This is a genomic window from Streptomyces sp. NBC_00443 (assembly GCF_036014175.1).
In the GTDB taxonomy this organism is placed as follows: domain Bacteria; phylum Actinomycetota; class Actinomycetes; order Streptomycetales; family Streptomycetaceae; genus Streptomyces.
This window is the reverse complement of record NZ_CP107917.1, coordinates 7,267,196-7,284,684: the sequence shown is the minus strand read 5'-3', so window position 1 is coordinate 7,284,684 and position 17,489 is coordinate 7,267,196. Positions and strand designations below refer to the sequence as shown.

The window sequence follows — 17,489 nt, the reverse complement described above, 5'->3', positions numbered from 1 at the left end:
AGGACATAACGCGATGCTCGCCTGCCGATCGACATGCAGAACCGGACCCTCGTCTGACTCGACCATCGGCTGACCCCGATGCGTGCCGATCGCATCTTCGCGTACGGCGCCGCCGCCGGACTTCTCGGTGATCTGCTGCTCGGCGATCCTCGCCGAGGGCATCCGGTCGCCGTGTTCGGGCGGACCGCCGCTGCCGTGGAACGGGCGTTGTGGCGCGACCACCGCGCATGGGGTGCGCTGCACACCGCCGTGTGCGCCGGTGGCGCCGTGGCGCTCGGTGCCGCCGCAACTCGTCTCGTACGTACGTCCCCCGCCACCGCCGTCGCACTGACCGGCGCCGCCACCTGGGCGGTCGTCGGGGGGACATCGCTCGCCCGGGAGGCCCGGGTCATCGGGCAGGCGCTGGAAGCGGGGGACATCGAGGGCGCACGTGCCCGGCTGCCGCATCTGTGCGGGCGGGATCCGCAGGCGCTGGACGCGGACGGGATCGCGCGGGCGGTCGTGGAGTCCGTCGCCGAGAACACCTCCGACGCGGTCGTGGGGGCGCTGGTGTGGGGCGCCGTGGCAGGCGTGCCCGGGCTGGTCGGGTTCCGGGCCGTGAACACGCTCGACGCGATGGTGGGGCACAAGTCGCCCAAGTACCGGCGCTACGGCTGGGCTTCGGCGCGGCTCGACGACGTGGCGGGGTGGCCGGGATCCCGGCTGACCGCCGTACTCGCCGCCGTCGCCGGAGGTGACCCCCGTGGGGCGGTACGAGCGTGGCGCGCCGACGCCGCCAAGCATCCGAGCCCCAACGCCGGGCCCGTGGAGGCCTCGTTCGCGGGGGCGCTCGGGGTGCGGCTGGGCGGGACGCTGTCGTACGGCGGACGGGTCGAGCATCGCCCCGTGCTGAACGGGGCTGGGCGGACGGTCGGCACGCAGGACATCGAACGGGCCGTACGGCTGTCGAAGCGCGTCGGTTGGCTGGCGCTCGGCGTCTGTGTCGCCGCGCGCCGTATCGCGAAGGGACGTACCTCATGACGGGCGGTGGTCTCCTCGTCGCCGGCACCACGTCCGACGCCGGCAAGAGCGTCGTCACCGCCGGGATCTGCCGGTGGCTGGTGCGGCAGGGAGTGAAGGTCGCGCCGTTCAAGGCGCAGAACATGTCCCTCAACTCGTTCGTCACGCGTGAGGGCGCCGAGATCGGGCGGGCGCAGGCCATGCAGGCACAGGCGTGCCGGGTCGAGCCGACCGCGCTGATGAATCCCGTGCTGCTCAAGCCCGGTGGGGAGCAGAGCAGTCAGGTCGTGCTGCTGGGCAAGCCGGTGGGTGAGCTGAGCGCGCGCGGTTTCTTCGGGGGGTCTGGGGGGTCGTCCCCCGGGAAGAGGCTGCACGGCGGACGGCAGGAGCAGCTGCTCGGGACCGTGCTCGACTGTCTCGCCGAGTTGCGGGGCACGTATGACGCGGTGATCTGTGAGGGGGCCGGCTCTCCGGCCGAGATCAATCTGCGGCGGACCGACATCGTCAACATGGGGATCGCCCGCAATGCCGGGCTGCCCGTGCTGGTGGTGGGTGACATCGACCGCGGGGGCGTGTTCGCCTCCTTCTTCGGGACGGTCGCCCTCCTCTCGCCCGAGGACCAGGCGCTCGTCGCCGGGTTCCTGGTCAACAAGTTCCGCGGGGACGTCAGCCTCCTGGAGCCGGGGCTCGACATGCTGCACGGCCTCACCGGGCGGCACACCTACGGCGTCCTCCCCTTCCAGCACGGCCTCGGCATCGACGAGGAGGACGGGCTGCGGGTGTCCCTGCGCGGGACCGTGCGGGAGTCGAACGTCGCCCCGCCCGTCGGCGAGGACGTGCTGCGGGTCGCCGTCTGTGCCGTTCCGCTGATGTCGAACTTCACCGACGTCGACGCCCTGGCCGCCGAACCCGGTGTCGTGGTGCGGTTCGTGGACCGGCCAGAGGAGCTGGCCGACGCCGACCTCGTGGTGATTCCGGGGACCCGGGGAACGGTCCGGGCACTGGAGTGGCTGCGCGAGCGGGGGCTCGCAAAGGCCCTGAAGCGCAGGGTCGCCGAAGGACGGCCCGTCCTCGGCATCTGCGGCGGCTTCCAGGTCCTCGGCGAGCACATCGAGGACGACGTCGAGAGCCGGCGCGGGCATGTGGAGGGCCTCGGCGTACTGCCCGTCCGGGTGCGGTTCGCCCGCGAGAAGACCCTCACCCGGCCGGTGGGAGAAGCCCTCGGCGAGCAGGTCGCGGGGTACGAGATCCACCACGGGGTCGCCGAGATCCATGGCGGGGAACCCTTCCTCGACGGCTGCCGGGTCGGCCAGACCTGGGGCACGCACTGGCACGGCTCGCTGGAGTCGGACGGTTTCCGGCGGGCCTTCCTGCGCGAGGTGGCCGCCGCCGCGGGCCGCCGCTTCGTGCCGGCCCCCGACACTTCGTTCGCCGCGCTGCGCGAGGAGCAGCTCGACCGGCTCGGCGACCTGATCGAACAGCACGCTGACACGGACGCGCTCTGGCGGCTCATCGAGTCGGGCGCGCCGCAAGGACTGCCTTTCATTCCACCGGGAGCGCCCGCATGAGCACTGTGTTGTTGTTGTCGACCGCCGACACGGACCTGTTGGCGGCCAGGGCCGCTTCCGGTGCCTCGTACCGGATCGGCAATCCGACCCGCGTGGACGTCGCCGAGGAGCTGCCCGCGCTCATCGAGGGCTCGGACATCGCCGTCGTACGCCTGCTGGGCGGCAAGCGGGCCTGGGAGGACGGGCTCGCCGCGCTGAAGGCGTCGGGCATCCCGACCGTGCTGCTCGGCGGCGAGGTCGTCCCGGACGCGGAGTTGATGGCCGAGTCGTCCGTGCAGGCCGGTGTGGTGGCCGAGGCGCTGAGGTACCTCGTCGAGGGCGGGCCCGGCAACCTCACCGAACTCGCGCGGTTCCTCTCCGACACCGTGCTGCTGACGGGCGAGGGGTTCGTCGAGCCGCAGAAGATGCCGGAGTACGGCGTCCATGGCGAGCGGCCCCTCGTCGATGGCCGTCCGACCGTCGGCGTGCTCTTCTACCGGGCCCATGAGCTGAGCGGCAACACCGGCTTCGTGGACACCCTGTGCGACGCCATCGAGGCTCGGGGCGCCAACGCCCTTCCCGTGTACTGCGGTTCGCTGCGCGGGGCGGACGCGGAGCTGTACGAGCTCCTTGGCAAGGCCGACGCCCTGGTCGCCACCGTCCTCGCGGCCGGCGGCACGCACGCCTCGCAGGCGTCGGCGGGCGGTGACGAGGAGGCGTGGGACATCGGCCGGCTCGCCGAGCTGAACGTGCCGGTGCTGCAAGGACTCTGCCTGACCTCCTCGCGGGCCGCGTGGGACGAGTCCGACGCCGCCCTCTCCCCCATGGACGCGGCGATGCAGGTCGCTATCCCGGAGTTCGACGGGCGGCTCATCACCGTGCCGTTCTCCTTCAAGGAGCAGGGCCCGGACGACGTGCCCGTGTACGTCGCCGACCCGGAGCGGGCCGGGCGCGTCGCCGGGATCGCCGTACGGCACGCCCAGTTGAAGCACAAGGCGAACGGCGACAAGAAGCTCGCGCTCGTCTTCACCGCCTACCCGACCAAGCACTCGCGGGTCGGCAACGCGGTCGGCCTCGACACGCCCGCCTCGGCGGTGCGGGTGCTGGATGCGCTCAGGGACGCCGGGTACAGCCTCACCGAGTACCCGGACAACGGCGACGAGCTGATCCACCGGCTCATCGAGGCGGGTGGGCACGACGTCGAGTGGCTCACCGAGGACCAGCTGGCCGCGGCGCCCGCGCGCGTGCCGCTCGCCGACTACCAGGCGTGGTTCGACAAGCTCGACCCCGAGCTCAGGGACGGCATGCTGGAGGCGTGGGGCGAACCGCCGGGGTCGCTGTACGTGGACGGGGACGACGTCGTCCTCGCGTCGCTGCAGTTCGGGAACGTCGTCGTGATGATCCAGCCGCCGCGCGGCTTCGGCGAGAACCCGATCGCGATCTACCACGACCCGGACATGCCGCCGTCGCACCACTACATGGCGGCGTACAGGTGGCTGGACAACAGCTTCGGCGCCGACGCGATCGTCCACATGGGCAAGCACGGCACGATGGAGTGGCTGCCGGGCAAGGGGCTGGGGCTCAGCGGCGGCTGCGGGCCGGACGCGGTCCTCGGGGACCTGCCGCTGATCTACCCGTTCATCGTCAACGACCCGGGCGAGGGCACCCAGGCCAAGCGGCGCGGACACGCCACCGTCGTCGACCATCTGGTGCCGCCGATGGCACGCGCCGACACCTACGGCGACCTGGCCAAGCTGGAGCAGCTGCTCGACGAGTACGCGCTCGTCTCGGACCTGGACCCGACGAAGGCCCCGGCGGTGCGCGCGCAGATCTGGACGCTGGTCAAGGCGGCCGAACTCCATCACGACCTGCATGTCGACGACCAGCCGGACGACGACGACTTCGACGAGTTCGTCATGCACATCGACGGCTATCTGTGCGAGATCAAGGACGTGCAGATCCGCGACGGGCTGCACATCCTCGGCGGCGGCCCGGTCGACGAAGCGCGGGTCAACCTCGTGCTGGCCGTGCTGCGCGCCTCGCAGGTGTGGGGCGGGCAGGCCAACGCCCTGCCGGGCCTGCGGGCCTCGCTGGCCGCTCACTTCGGGCTCGACGAGAAGGAGCTGCTGGGCGAGCCGGGCGCACCGTTGAAGGTGCCGGTGGAGCTGTCGGATCTGGTCGACGGCCCCTCGCGCACGGCCGCCGACGCGATCGACCTGCTGGAGCAGCTGTGCCGGCGGATCGCGGAGGGCATGGAGGAGCGCGGCTGGGCGGTTACGGAGAGCCGCTCGCTGATCCGTGACGTCCTCGGCACCGAACTCCCCGACGCCGTCGCCGTGCTGGAGTTCGCCTGCAACGAGGTCGTGCCGCGTCTCGCCCGTACGACGGACGAGATCGGCCACATCCTCAAGGCGCTCGACGGCGGTTACGTCCCGGCGGGGCCGTCCGGTTCGCCGACGCGCGGGCTGGTCAACGTGCTGCCGACGGGACGGAACTTCTACTCCGTCGACCCCAAGGCCATTCCGTCCAGGCTGAGCTGGGAGGTCGGGCAGTCGCTCGCCGACTCGCTGGTCGCGCGGTACCTCCAGGACACCGGCGAGTACCCGAAGTCGGTCGGCCTGACCGTCTGGGGCACGTCCGCGATGCGCACCCAGGGCGACGACATCGCCGAGATCCTCGCACTGCTGGGCTGCCGTCCGGTCTGGGACGACGCCTCGCGCCGGGTGACCGGCTTCGAGGTCATCGGCCTGGAGGAGCTCGGCCGGCCGCGCATCGACGTCACGGTGCGTATCTCCGGCTTCTTCCGGGACGCGTTCCCGCACGTGGTGGGGCTGATCGACGACGCGGTCCGCAAGGTCGCCGAACTGGACGAGCCCGCCGACCGGAACTACGTGCGGGCGCACGCCGACGAGGACACGGCCGAGCACGGCGACCGGCGGCGCGCGACGGCCCGTATCTTCGGCTCGAAGCCGGGCGCCTACGGGGCCGGCCTGCTGCCGCTGATCGACGCCCGCAACTGGCGCTCCGACGCCGACCTCGCCGAGGTGTACGCCGTCTGGGGCGGCTACGCCTACGGGCGCGGGCTCGACGGGCAGGCGGCGCGCGGCGACATGGAGACCGCGTTCAAGCGGATCGCCGTCGCCGCGAAGAACGTCGACACCCGCGAGCACGACCTCGTCGACGCCGACGACTACTTCCAGTACCACGGCGGCATGGTCGCCATGGTGCGACACCTGACGGGCGCGAACCCCGAGGCGTACGTGGGCGACAGTGCCGTACCGGACCAGGTGAAGACGCGGACACTGGGCGAGGAGACACACCGGGTGTTCCGCGCCCGGGTGGTCAACCCGCGCTGGATGGCGGCCATGCGCCGGCACGGCTACAAGGGCGCCTTCGAGATGGCGGCGACCGTGGACTACCTCTTCGGGTACGACGCCACCGCGGGCGTGGTCGACGACTGGATGTACGAGAAGCTCAGTGCCGAGTACGTCTTCGACCCGGAGAACCGGGACTTCATGAAGAAGTCAAACCCGTGGGCGCTGCGCGGCGTCACCGAGCGGCTCCTGGAGGCCGCCGACCGCGGGCTGTGGGCCGAGCCGGACGCCGAGACGCTGGAGCGGCTGCGCGCCACCTACCTGGAGCTCGAAGGCGACTTGGAGGGCGACGACCAGTGACAACTCCCTTTCCCTTTACGGCCGTTGTCGGCCAGGACGACCTGCGGCTCGCGCTGCTGCTGAACGCCGTTTCCCCGGCGGTCGGCGGTGTGCTGGTGCGCGGCGAGAAGGGCACCGCCAAGTCGACGGCGGTACGGGCGCTGTCGGCGCTGATGCCGGAGGTTCCGGTGGTCGCCGGGTGCCGTTTCTCCTGTGACCCGGGCGCCCCCGACCCCGCGTGCCCCGACGGGCCGCACGAGGCAGGGGCCGGCTCCCAGCGCCCCGCACGCATGGTCGAACTCCCCGTCGGTGCCTCCGAGGACCGGCTGGTCGGCGCGCTGGACATCGAACGTGCGCTGGCCGAGGGCGTGAAGGCCTTCGAGCCCGGGCTGCTCGCGGACGCCCACCGCGGAATCCTGTACGTCGACGAGGTCAACCTGCTCCACGACCACCTCGTCGACCTGCTCCTGGACGCGGCGGCGATGGGTGCGTCGTACGTGGAGCGGGAGGGTGTGTCGGTCCGGCACGCGGCCCGTTTCCTGCTCGTCGGGACCATGAACCCCGAAGAGGGCGAACTACGGCCGCAGTTGCTCGACCGGTTCGGGCTGACCGTCGAGGTCGCCGCCTCGCGGGAGCCCGAGCAGCGGGTGGAGGTCGTACGGCGGCGGCTCGCGTACGACGACGATCCGGGCGGGTTCGCCGCGCGGTGGGCGGACGACGAGGCCGCTGTGCGTCGACGCATCGTCGCCGCACGGGAGCTGCTGCCCTCGGTACGGCTCGGCGACGGGGCGCTGCGGCAGATCGCGGCGACCTGCGCGGCCTTCGAGGTGGACGGCATGCGGGCCGACATCGTGATGGCCCGTACGGCCACCGCGCTGGCCGCGTGGGCCGGGCGCACCGATGTGCTCGCCGAGGACGTCCGGCAGGCGGCGCTGCTGGCGCTGCCGCACCGTCGGCGCCGCAACCCCTTCGACGCGCCCGGGTTGGACGAGGACAAGCTCGACGAGACGCTGGAGGAGTTCTCCGGTGCCGACGAGAGCGACGAGAGCGACGAGGATCCCGATCCCGACGGGCCCGGCGGGGGTGGCGGACAGCCGCCGTCGGAGTCCGACGGGCCGCAGGGCGCGGACTCAGGCGCGCGGCCCGAGGCCGGTGAGGACGGAGAGCCGCAGGCTTCCGGGGCCGGGGAGCAGACTCCCGCGCGGGCGTCCGAGCCTTTCCGGACGAAGGTGCTGAGCGTGCCCGGCCTCGGCGAGGGTGCCGCCGGGCGGCGTTCGCGGGCGCGGACCGAGCATGGGCGGACGACGGGCGCTCGGCGGCCCCGAGGGGCGCTCACCAAGCTGCACTTGGCTGCGACGGTTCAGGCCGCGGCGCCGCATCAGCGGGCGCGGGGGCGGTCCGGGCGGGGTCTCGTCGTGCGGCGGGACGATCTGCGGCAGGCTGTCCGGGAAGGGCGCGAGGGCAATCTCGTGCTGTTCGTCGTGGACGCCTCCGGGTCGATGGCGGCCCGGCAGCGGATGAGTGCCGTGAAGGGTGCTGTCCTGTCGCTGTTGCTGGACGCGTATCAGCGGCGGGACAAGGTGGGGCTGGTGACGTTCCGGGGCACGGCGGGCGATGTCGCGCTGCCGCCCACGTCGTCGGTGGATGCCGCCGCGGTTCGGCTGGAGTCGTTGCCGACCGGTGGGCGTACGCCGCTTGCGGCCGGGCTGCTGAAGGCGCACGAGGTGTTGCGGGTGGAGCGGCTGCGGGATCCGGCTCGGCGGGCGCTGGTCGTGGTGGTGACCGACGGGCGGGCCACGGGCGGTCCCGAGCCGGTCGCGCTCGCGGGGCGGGCGGCCCGGTTGTTCGCGGCCGAGGGTGTCGCGTCCGTGGTCGTCGACTGTGAGTCGGGGCCCGTGCGGCTGGGGCTGGCGGGGCAGCTGGCGGGTGAGCTCGGCGGTACGGCGGTGACGCTGGACGAGCTACGGGCGGAGTCCATCGCCGGCCTGGTGAAGGACGTACAGAGGAGGGCCGCGTAATGCCTCAGGGACAGCCGAGTGTCGTGCCGGACGACGGGCTGACGACTCGTCAGCGTCGTAATCGGCCTCTGGTGGTCGTGCACACGGGGATCGGCAAGGGCAAGTCGACCGCTGCATTCGGGCTTGCTCTGCGCGCCTGGAATCAGGGGTGGCCGGTCGGGGTGTTCCAGTTCGTCAAGTCGGCGAAGTGGAAGGTCGGCGAGGAGAACGCGCTGCGGGTGCTGGGGGCGTCCGGGCAGGGCGGGACGGTGGACTGGCACAAGATGGGCGAAGGGTGGTCCTGGGTGCAGCGGGACGCCCAGATGGACAACGAGGACAAGGCCCGGGAGGGCTGGGAACAGGTCAAGCGGGACCTGGCCGCCGAGACGTACAAGCTGTACGTGCTCGACGAGTTCGCCTACCCCATGCACTGGGGGTGGGTGGACACCGACGAGGTCGTCTCCGTGCTGCGTGACCGGCCGGGGACCCAGCACGTGGTCATCACCGGGCGGAACGCGCCCGAGAAGCTGGTCGGCCTCGCCGACCTCGTGACCGACATGTCCAAGGTCAAGCACCCCATGGACGCCGGCCAGAAGGGCCAGAGAGGCATCGAGTGGTGATCGCGTGACATCCTCCTCCGTCCCCCGGCTGGTCATTGCCGCGCCTTCCTCCGGCAGCGGCAAGACCACCGTTGCCACAGGGCTGATGGCCGCGTTCGCCGCGCGGGGGCTTGCCGTGTCCCCGCACAAGGTCGGGCCGGACTACATCGATCCCGGGTATCACGCGCTCGCGACCGGGAGGGTGGGGCGGAATCTCGACGCGTATCTGTGCGGGCCGGAGCTGGTCGGGCCGTTGTTCCTGCACGGGGCGCGTGGGTGTGACATCGCCGTCGTAGAGGGCGTGATGGGGCTGTACGACGGGGCCGCCGGGGAGGGTGAGCTGGCGTCCACGGCGCATGTGGCGAAGCTGCTGCGGGCGCCGGTCGTGCTCGTCGTGGACGCCTCGTCGCAGTCGCGGTCCGTGGCGGCGCTGGTGCACGGGTTCGCGTCCTGGGATCCGGAGGTGCGGGTCGGGGGCGTGATTTTGAACAAGGTCGCTTCGGATCGGCACGAGGAGTTGCTGCGGGAGGCGTTGGACTCGGCCGGGGTGCCTGTGCTGGGGGTGCTGCGGCGGGTGGCTCAGGTGGATACGCCGTCGCGGCATCTGGGGCTGGTGCCGGTTGCCGAGCGGCGGGGGGAGGCGGTGGAGGCTGTGGCGGCGATGGCCGCGCAGGTTGCGGCGGGGTGCGACCTGGACGCGTTGCACGGGCTGGCTCGGGGTGCGGGTGTGGTGTCGGGTGCGGCTTGGGACGCGGCTGAGGTCCTCGACTCCTCGCCCCCGCCGCCCCTTCCCGTCCCGAACCTGGGGGCTGCGCCCCCAGACCCCCCTTTCGGCCCCGAAAGGGCCTCGTCCTCGAGCTCCGGACGGGCTGAAATGCCTGAGAAGCCGGTGGTCGCCATGGCCGGAGGGTCCGCGTTCACCTTCTCCTACGCCGAGCACGCCGAACTGCTCGCCGCCGCCGGTGCCGAAGTCGTGCCCTTCGATCCGCTGCGGGACGGGCAACTGCCCGACGGCACGCGGGGCCTGGTGATCGGTGGCGGGTTTCCCGAGGTGTACGCCGCTGAGCTGTCCGCCAACGAGCCGCTGCGCAAGGCCGTTGCCGCCCTCGCGGAGAGCGGTGCCCCGGTGGCCGCGGAGTGTGCGGGGCTGCTCTATCTGAGCCGGGAGCTCGACGGGCAGCCCATGTGCGGGGTGCTCGACGTGACCGCGCGGATGAGCGAGCGGCTGACGCTGGGGTATCGGGACGCGGTCGCCGTGAGTGACAGTGTGCTGGCGGCGACCGGGACGCGGATGCGGGCACACGAGTTTCATCGGACCGTCGTCGAGCCCGGCTCGGGGACGGCTCCCGCCTGGGGGGTCAGGTCCCCTCTGCGGCGGGTCGAAGGTTTCGTACAGCAGGGCGTGCACGCGAGTTATCTGCACACGCACTGGGCCGCAGAGCCCGGTGTCGCCCGTCGGTTCGTGGAGAGGTGCCGGACGTCATGAGCAGCAGCAGGTTGATCGGAGTCGGGGTCGGTCCCGGCGATCCGGAGCTGGTGACCGTCAAGGGCGTCAACGCTCTGCGCGAGGCCGACGCGGTCGTCGTACCCGTCATGGCTGCATCTGATGGAAATGATGGGGGTGAGCGTGGGCGGGCCGAGGCCACCGTGCTGCACTACGTGCCCGAGGAGAAGGTGGTTCGGGTCGTGTTCGCGCTGAACGAGCGGACCGACCGTGCTCGGCGCGAGGCCGCCTGGGACGCGGCGGGTGAGCGGGTCGCCGAGCTGCTCAAGCAGCATGGCGCGGTCGCCTTCGCCACCATCGGCGATCCCAATGTGTACTCCACGTTCACCTATCTCGCGCAGACGATCGTCGAGGCGGTGCCCGGCACCGTCATCGAGACCGTCCCCGGCATCACCGCCATGCAGGACCTCGCCGCGAGGTCGGGCGCCGTTCTCACCGAGGGGACCGAGCCGCTCACGCTCGTGCCCGTGACCGCGGGGGCGACGGTGCTCAAAGAAGCTCTCAGTGGGCCCGGGACCGTCGTCGCCTACAAGTTCGGCCGGCAGGCGGGTGAGGTCGCCGCGGCCCTGCGGGAGACCGGGCGGATCGAGGACGCGGTGTGGGGGTCGGCGCTGGGGCTGACGGAGGAGTCGATCCAGCCGGCCGCCGACCTCGACGGCTCTGCCCTGCCCTACCTCTCGACCCTCATCGCGCCCGCCCGGCGCGACGGCGGGCGGGGCGGCAAGCTCTGACGCCGGTCCCACGCCCCGCACACCGACCCCTGCCGACCCCTGTAGGAGAGGACCGAATTCCCATGGCCGATGCCCCCACCGGCAAGGTGACCTTCGTCGGTGCCGGCCCCGGCGCCGCCGATCTGCTGACGTTCCGTGCCGCGCGTGCCATCGCCGAGGCGGACGTCGTGATCTGGGCGGCCAGCCTGGTCCAGGCGGAGGTCCTCGAGCACGCGCGCGAGGACGCCGAGATCCTCGACTCGGCGACCATGTCCCTCGAAGACGTGGTCGCCGTGTACGAGCGCGCCCGCGCCGACGGCCTCAAGGTCGCCCGCATCCACTCCGGTGACCCCGCCCTCTGGGGCGGCACGCAGGAGCAGCTCGACCGGTGTGCCGTGATCGGCGTCGAGACCGAGGTCGTGCCCGGGGTCTCCGCCTTCTCCGCCGTCGCCGCGCTCGCCGGGCGCGAGCTGACCATCCCCGAGGTCGCGCAGTCCGTCGTCCTCACCCGGCTCGGTGGCGGCAAGACGCCGATGCCGCCCGGGGAGGAGGTCAGGGAGTTCGCCAAGCACGGCACGACCATGGCGATCTTCCTGTCGGCCGCCCGCAGCGGGCAGCTCGTACGGGAGTTGCTGGAGGGCGGGTATCCGACGTCCACGCCGGTCGTCGTCGCCTACCAGGCGACCTGGCCCGAGGAGCTCGTCGTGAAGTGCACGATCGAGACGCTGGAGGAGACCGTCAAGGAGCACAAGCTCTGGAAGCACACCCTGTTCCTGGTCGGCCCCGCCCTCGACGCGCACGGCACGCGCTCGCACCTCTACCACCCCGGCCACTTCCACGGGTACCGCAAGGCGGACCCGCAGGCGCGCAGGGCGCTGCGCGAGCGGGGAGCCAGTACGTGATCACCGTCGTCGGCACGGGGACGGGAGCGCCGGTTCCCGAGGACGTCCTCGCCGGGGCCGAGCTGGTCGTCGGCGGGCGGCGGCATCTGGACGCCGTACGGCTGCCCGCCGACGTGGAGCGGGTCGTGCTCGGGGCGCTGGCGCCTGCCCTCGACACCATCGCGGAGTACGTCGAGAAGGAGCGGCCCGTGGTGGTGCTCGCCTCGGGCGACCCGGGGTTCCTGGGGATCGTGCGGGCGCTGGCCGAGCGGTTCGGGTCCGAGCGGCTGGATGTGCGTGCCGGGGTGTCCTCGGTGGCCGCCGCGTTCGCGCGGGTCGGGCTGCCGTGGGACGACGCGGTGGTGGTGAGCGCACACGGGCGCGAGCCGCGTACAGCGGTGAACGTGTGCCGGGCGCACCCCAAGGTGGCGGTGCTGACCGGGCCGGGTGCCGGGCCGGCCGAGCTGGGCGCGGCGCTGCGGCACACCGGGCGGGTCCTGGTCGTCGCCTCAGCGCTGGGCGATCCTCGGCGCGAGCGCGTGGAGCGGGTGACGCCCGCCGAGGCCGCCGGCCGCGACTGGGGTACGGCGGTGAGCGTGGTGCTGTGCCTGGACCCCGAGCGGGCCGTCGGCGCGGTGCGTACGGTGGCCGGTCCGGCGCCGGGGCCCGACCGATGGGCCCTGGACGAGGCCGACTTCGCGCACCGCGACTCGATGATCACCAAGTTCGAGGTGCGGGCCCTGGCCCTGGCCCTGCTGGGCCCACGGCTCGGCGACCTGGTGTGGGACATCGGCGCGGGCTCCGGCTCGGTGGCCGTGGAGTGCGCCCGGCTCGGCGCGGCGGCCGTCGCCGTCGAGAAGGCACGGGACGGGGTGGAGCGGATCCGCGCCAACGCCGCCGCGCACGGCGTCGACGTGCACGTGGTGCACGGGGCGGCGCCCACCGTCCTGTCCGACCTCGACGATCCGGACGCGGTGTTCGTCGGGGGCGGGGGGCGTGAGCTGCCCGCCATCGTCACCGCGTGCGCGCGTCGGGCGCGGCGGACGGTCGTCGTCGCCATGGCCGCGCTCGACCGGGTGCCCGCCGCTCGCGAGGCACTCACCGGTGCCGGGTTCTCCTGCGACGGGGTGCTGCTGCAGTCGTCGCGGCTCGCCCCGCTGCCGGGGGACGTGACCCGGCTCGCGGCGACCAATCCCGTATTTCTGCTGTGGGGTGCCAGAAGCCCCGTGTACCGAGAGGGAGTTACCCAGTGATCGGCCTCATTTCCGCCACCGCGGCGGGGGCGGCTGCGCGGGACCGGCTGGTCACGGCGTGGCCGGACCGGGTGCGCGTGTACGACGGTCCCGTCGGGGACGCCGTGCGGCGGGCGTTCGCCGAGTGCGAGCAGCTCGTGTGTTTCCTGGCGACAGGGGCCGTCGTACGGCTCGTCGCGCCGCTGCTGGGCGACAAGGCGACCGACCCGGGTGTGGTGTGCGTCGACGAGGGCGGGCGGTTCGCCGTGTCGCTGGTCGGCGGGCACGGCGGCGGAGCCAATGAACTCGCCCGGCAGGTCGGGGAGTTGCTGGGGGCCGAGCCCGTGGTGACGACGGCGACCGATGCCGTCGGGGTGCCCGGTCTGGACACGCTCGGGCTGCCGGTGGAGGGCGATGTCGCCGGGGTCTCACGGGCGCTGCTCGACGGGGAGCCGGTGGCGCTGCGGGCCGAGGTGGCCTGGCCGTTGCCGCCGCTGCGAGCCGGCGCCGAGGGGGCGTACGTCGTCCGTGTGACGGATCGGCTCATCGAGGGCGTCGCCGAGCGCGAGGTCGTGCTGCGCCCGCCGTCCCTGGTCGTCGGCGTCGGGGCGTCCAAGGGCGCCCCCGTCGACGAGGTGCTCGGGCTGGTCGAGAGCACGCTCGGAGAGGCCGGCCTCTCCCTCAAGTCCCTCGCCGAACTCGCCACCGTCGACGCCAAGGCCGGCGAGCCCGGCATCGTGGCGGCCGCCGAGCGGCTCGGGGTGCCGGTGGTGACCTACTCCGCCGAGCAGCTCGCGGGCGTCGAGGTCCCCAACCCCTCCGACGCGCCCCTCGCCGCCGTCGGCACGCCCTCGGTCGCCGAGGCCGCCGCACTCGTGCGCGGCGGTGAACTCCTCGTCCCGAAGCGGAAGTCCGAGCGCGCCGACGGGCTGCCCGCGATGGCGACCTGTGCTGTCGTACGGCGCCCGGGGCGCGGGCGGCTCGCGGTCGTCGGGCTCGGGCCGGGCGCGCGGGACCTGCTGACGCCGCGTGCGAAGGCGGAACTCCGCCGCGCCTCCGTGCTCGTCGGGCTCGACCAGTACGTCGACCAGATCCGCGACCTGCTGCGGCCCGGCACCCGGGTCCTGGAGTCGGGGCTCGGTGCCGAGGAGGAGCGGGCGCGCACGGCTGTCGAGGAGGCCCGCAAGGGGCAGGCGGTCGCGCTGATCGGCAGCGGGGACGCGGGCGTGTACGCGATGGCCTCCCCCGCGCTCGCCGAGGCGTCCGACGACATCGACGTGATCGGCGTGCCGGGTGTGACCGCCGCACTCGCCGCCGCCGCGATCCTGGGCGCCCCGCTCGGCCACGACCATGTGTCCATCAGCCTCTCCGACCTGCACACGCCGTGGGAGGTCATCGAACGACGGGTGCGGGCCGTGGCCGAGTCGGACATCGTGGTCACCTTCTACAACCCCCGTTCCCGGGGCCGGGACTGGCAGCTGCCCAAGGCCCTCGCGATCCTCGCCGAGCACCGGAAGCCGACCACGCCGGTCGGTGTCGTACGGAACGCGTCGCGGCCGGACGAGTCCAGTCGGGTCACGACACTGGGCGCCCTCGACCCGGCGACGGTCGACATGATGACGGTCGTGACCGTGGGCAACACGGCGACCCGGGACATCGCGGGTCGCATGGTGACGCCGCGCGGCTACCGCTGGCAGGCATCGCAGGAGGGAGCGGAGTGAACCGCGTCGTCCATCCGATCGAGGAGGAGTCCTACCGGCGGCTGCGCGCCCGGCTGGACACCTCGCACTTCCCGCCGCTGACCCGGGCCGTGGTGGAGCGGGTCATCCACTCCGCCGCCGACCTCGACTACGCGAGCGATCTCGTCATGGAGGAGGGCGAGCTGGAGAAGGCGCATGCCGCGCTGCATGCCGGGGCGCCCGTCGTCGTGGACGTCGAGATGGTGGCGGCCGGGATCACCCGGCGGGAGACCGTCTGCCAGCTCAGGGACGCGGTGGCCGGTCCCGGGCTGACGCGTTCGGCGCATGCCATCCGGCTGGCGTACGAGCAGGTCGGCCCCGGCGCGCTCTGGGTGATCGGCAACGCGCCGACCGCGCTGGAGGAGCTGCTGACCCTGGACGCCGCCCCGGCGCTCGTCATCGGGCTGCCCGTCGGCTTCGTCGGCGCGGTCGAGTCCAAGGCCGCGTTGCGCGAGAGCGGGCTTCCTGCCGTGAGCAACGTGTCCGAGAAGGGCGGTTCGGCGGTCGCCTCTGCCGCGCTCAACGCCCTGCTGTACCACCCCCTTTCGCACCCTGTTCCGCACCCCGATCCCCATTCCGATCCCCATTCTGATTCGCATTCTGATTCGCATTCTGATTCGCATTCCGAGGAGAAATCGTGACCACCCCGCCGCCCGCCCTGCTCATCGCCGGTCACGGCACCCGGGACGAGGCCGGAGCCGAGGCGTTCCGCGACTTCGTACGGGAGCTGGGGCGCCGCCACCCCGAACTGCCCGTCGCGGGCGGCTTCATCGAGCTCTCCCCGCCGCCCCTGGGCGAGGCCGTCACCGAACTGGTCGAGCAGGGCGTCCGCCGCTTCGCCGCCGTGCCGCTGATGCTGGTGTCCGCCGGACACGCCAAGGGCGACATCCCGGCCGCGCTCGCCCGCGAGAAGGAACGGCACCCCGGGATCTCGTACACCTACGGCCGCCCGCTGGGCCCGCATCCGTCGCTGCTGAACGTGCTGGAGCGGCGGCTCGACGAGGCGCTGGGCGGGCGTGACCCGCAGGGCCGGGGGGACGTCACCGTGCTGCTGGTCGGGCGCGGTTCGACCGACCCGGACGCCAACGCCGAGGTGCACAAGGCGGCGCGGCTGCTGTGGGAGGGGCGCGGGTACGCGGGCGTGGAGACGGCGTTCGTGTCGCTGGCGGCGCCGGACGTGCCGAGCGGGCTCGACCGGTGCGTGAAGCTGGGCGCGCGGAAGATCGTCGTACTGCCCTACTTCCTCTTCACCGGCATCCTGCCGGACCGCGTGCGGCACCAGACGGAGGGCTGGGCGGCCGCGCACCCAGAGATCGAGGTGCGTTCCGCGGACGTCATCGGTCCGGAGCCGGAGCTGCTGGATCTGGTCATGGAGCGGTACGAGGAGGCCCTGAAGGGCGATCTGCGGATGAACTGCGACTCGTGCGTGTACCGCATCGCGCTGCCCGGCTTCGAGGACAAGGTCGGCATGCCGCAGCAGCCGCACTTCCACCCGGACGACGACGGCCACGACCACGGTCACCACCACCATCACCATGGCGCCCACTCGCATGCCCACTGAGACACCCGGTCCGGGGCACGACCTGCGGCACCACGGCGACGCCGAGGTCCGTGACGACGGCGCTGCGCTCGTCGACCTGGCCGTGAACGTCCGCGCGGACACGCCACCGGTCTGGCTGCGCGAGCGCATCGCCGAGTCGCTGGGCTCCCTCGCGGCCTACCCCGACGGGCGGGCCGCGCGGGCGGCGGTGGCGGCGCGGCACGGGCTGCCGGCCGAGCGGGTGCGGCTGACGGCGGGGGCGGCGGAGGCGTTCGTGCTGCTGGCACGGGCACTGAAGGTGGTCCGGCCGGTCGTAGTGCATCCCCAGTTCACGGAGCCGGAGGCGGCGCTGCGGGACGCGGGCCACACCGTCGACCGGGTGCTGCTGCGCGAGGAGGACGGCTTCCGCCTCGACCCGGCTCTGGTGCCCGAGGACGCCGACCTGGTCGTCATCGGCAACCCGACGAACCCCACGTCGGTCCTGCACCCGGCCGCGTCCGTCGCCGGACTCGCGCGTCCCGGGCGGACGTTGGTGGTGGACGAGGCGTTCATGGACGCGGTGCCGGGCGAGCGGGAGGCGCTGGCCGGGCGGACCGACGTGCCGGGTCTGGTGGTGCTGCGCAGCCTCACCAAGACGTGGGGGCTGGCCGGGCTGCGGATCGGCTATGTCCTGGCCGCCCCGGAGACCATCGCCGAGTTGGAGCGCGCCCAGCCCCTGTGGCCGGTCTCCACGCCCGCGCTCGCCGCCGCCGAGGCGTGCGTGTCACCACAGGCGCTGGCGGAGGCGGCCCACGCGGCTCACCTCATCGCCGCCGATCGCGCCCATCTCGTCGCCGGGCTCGGCGAGTTCGCGTCGGCGGGACTCCGGGTGATCGAGCCCGCCGAGGGTTCCTTCGTCCTCGTACGGCTGCCGAGGGCCACCGCCGTACGGCAGCACCTGCGCGGCCTCGGGTTCGCCGTCCGGCGCGGGGACACCTTCCCCGGGCTCGGCGAGGAGTGGCTGCGGCTGGCGGTGCGGGACCGGGCGACGGTCAGCCGCTTTCTGCGGGCGCTGGAACGGGCGATGGCTCTCGCGCGGGGCTGAGCCG

At 73.0% G+C, this 17,489-nt stretch carries 13 protein-coding genes; all 13 read left to right on the top strand.

Features of this window, described 5'->3' with window-relative positions; all coding sequences use genetic code 11:
* Positions 1–78 precede the first annotated feature (78 nt).
* Positions 79–1,020 (top strand): cobalamin biosynthesis protein, encoded by a 942-nt coding sequence (locus OHO27_RS33120; RefSeq protein ID WP_328428632.1) that lies wholly within the window; start codon positions 79–81, stop codon positions 1,018–1,020.
* Positions 1,017–2,567, top strand: a complete 1,551-nt coding sequence (locus OHO27_RS33115) for a cobyric acid synthase (protein WP_328428631.1) — start codon at positions 1,017–1,019, stop codon at positions 2,565–2,567. Before OHO27_RS33120 ends, OHO27_RS33115 begins: the two co-directional genes overlap by 4 nt.
* A complete protein-coding gene (gene cobN, locus OHO27_RS33110) occupies positions 2,564–6,220 on the top strand; it encodes a cobaltochelatase subunit CobN (RefSeq protein WP_328428630.1) in 3,657 nt (1,218 codons plus the stop codon). Before OHO27_RS33115 ends, cobN begins: the two co-directional genes overlap by 4 nt.
* Complete coding sequence (locus OHO27_RS33105) at positions 6,217–8,217, top strand: putative cobaltochelatase (protein ID WP_328428629.1); 2,001 nt, start codon at positions 6,217–6,219, stop codon at positions 8,215–8,217. Before cobN ends, OHO27_RS33105 begins: the two co-directional genes overlap by 4 nt.
* Positions 8,217–8,816, top strand: coding sequence for a cob(I)yrinic acid a,c-diamide adenosyltransferase (cobO, locus tag OHO27_RS33100; RefSeq protein ID WP_328428628.1), 600 nt, complete (start codon positions 8,217–8,219; stop codon positions 8,814–8,816). The genes OHO27_RS33105 and cobO overlap by 1 nt, the downstream gene beginning before the upstream one ends.
* A gap of 4 nt (positions 8,817–8,820) precedes the next feature.
* Positions 8,821–10,281 (top strand): cobyrinate a,c-diamide synthase, encoded by a 1,461-nt coding sequence (locus OHO27_RS33095; protein WP_328428627.1) that lies wholly within the window; start codon positions 8,821–8,823, stop codon positions 10,279–10,281.
* The gene (gene cobI, locus OHO27_RS33090; protein WP_443059643.1) at positions 10,278–11,030 is read left to right on the top strand and encodes a precorrin-2 C(20)-methyltransferase; all 753 of its coding nucleotides are present in this window, start codon (positions 10,278–10,280) and stop codon (positions 11,028–11,030) included. Before OHO27_RS33095 ends, cobI begins: the two co-directional genes overlap by 4 nt.
* 62 nt (positions 11,031–11,092) lie before the next feature.
* Positions 11,093–11,911: a precorrin-4 C(11)-methyltransferase gene (gene cobM / locus OHO27_RS33085; protein WP_328428625.1), complete on the top strand. Its 819-nt coding sequence runs from the start codon at positions 11,093–11,095 to the stop codon at positions 11,909–11,911.
* Entirely contained in the window at positions 11,908–13,143 is a 1,236-nt protein-coding gene (gene cbiE, locus OHO27_RS33080) for a precorrin-6y C5,15-methyltransferase (decarboxylating) subunit CbiE (RefSeq protein ID WP_328428624.1), read from the top strand. The genes cobM and cbiE overlap by 4 nt, the downstream gene beginning before the upstream one ends.
* Positions 13,140–14,843, top strand: a complete 1,704-nt coding sequence (gene cobJ / locus OHO27_RS33075) for a precorrin-3B C(17)-methyltransferase (RefSeq protein ID WP_328428623.1) — start codon at positions 13,140–13,142, stop codon at positions 14,841–14,843. The genes cbiE and cobJ overlap by 4 nt, the downstream gene beginning before the upstream one ends.
* Positions 14,840–15,502 (top strand): precorrin-8X methylmutase, encoded by a 663-nt coding sequence (locus OHO27_RS33070; protein WP_328428622.1) that lies wholly within the window; start codon positions 14,840–14,842, stop codon positions 15,500–15,502. The genes cobJ and OHO27_RS33070 overlap by 4 nt, the downstream gene beginning before the upstream one ends.
* Positions 15,499–16,422: a sirohydrochlorin chelatase gene (locus OHO27_RS33065; RefSeq protein WP_328428621.1), complete on the top strand. Its 924-nt coding sequence runs from the start codon at positions 15,499–15,501 to the stop codon at positions 16,420–16,422. The genes OHO27_RS33070 and OHO27_RS33065 overlap by 4 nt, the downstream gene beginning before the upstream one ends.
* Entirely contained in the window at positions 16,412–17,485 is a 1,074-nt protein-coding gene (gene cobC, locus OHO27_RS33060; protein ID WP_328428620.1) for an Rv2231c family pyridoxal phosphate-dependent protein CobC, read from the top strand. Before OHO27_RS33065 ends, cobC begins: the two co-directional genes overlap by 11 nt.
* Positions 17,486–17,489: the final 4 nt, after the last annotated feature.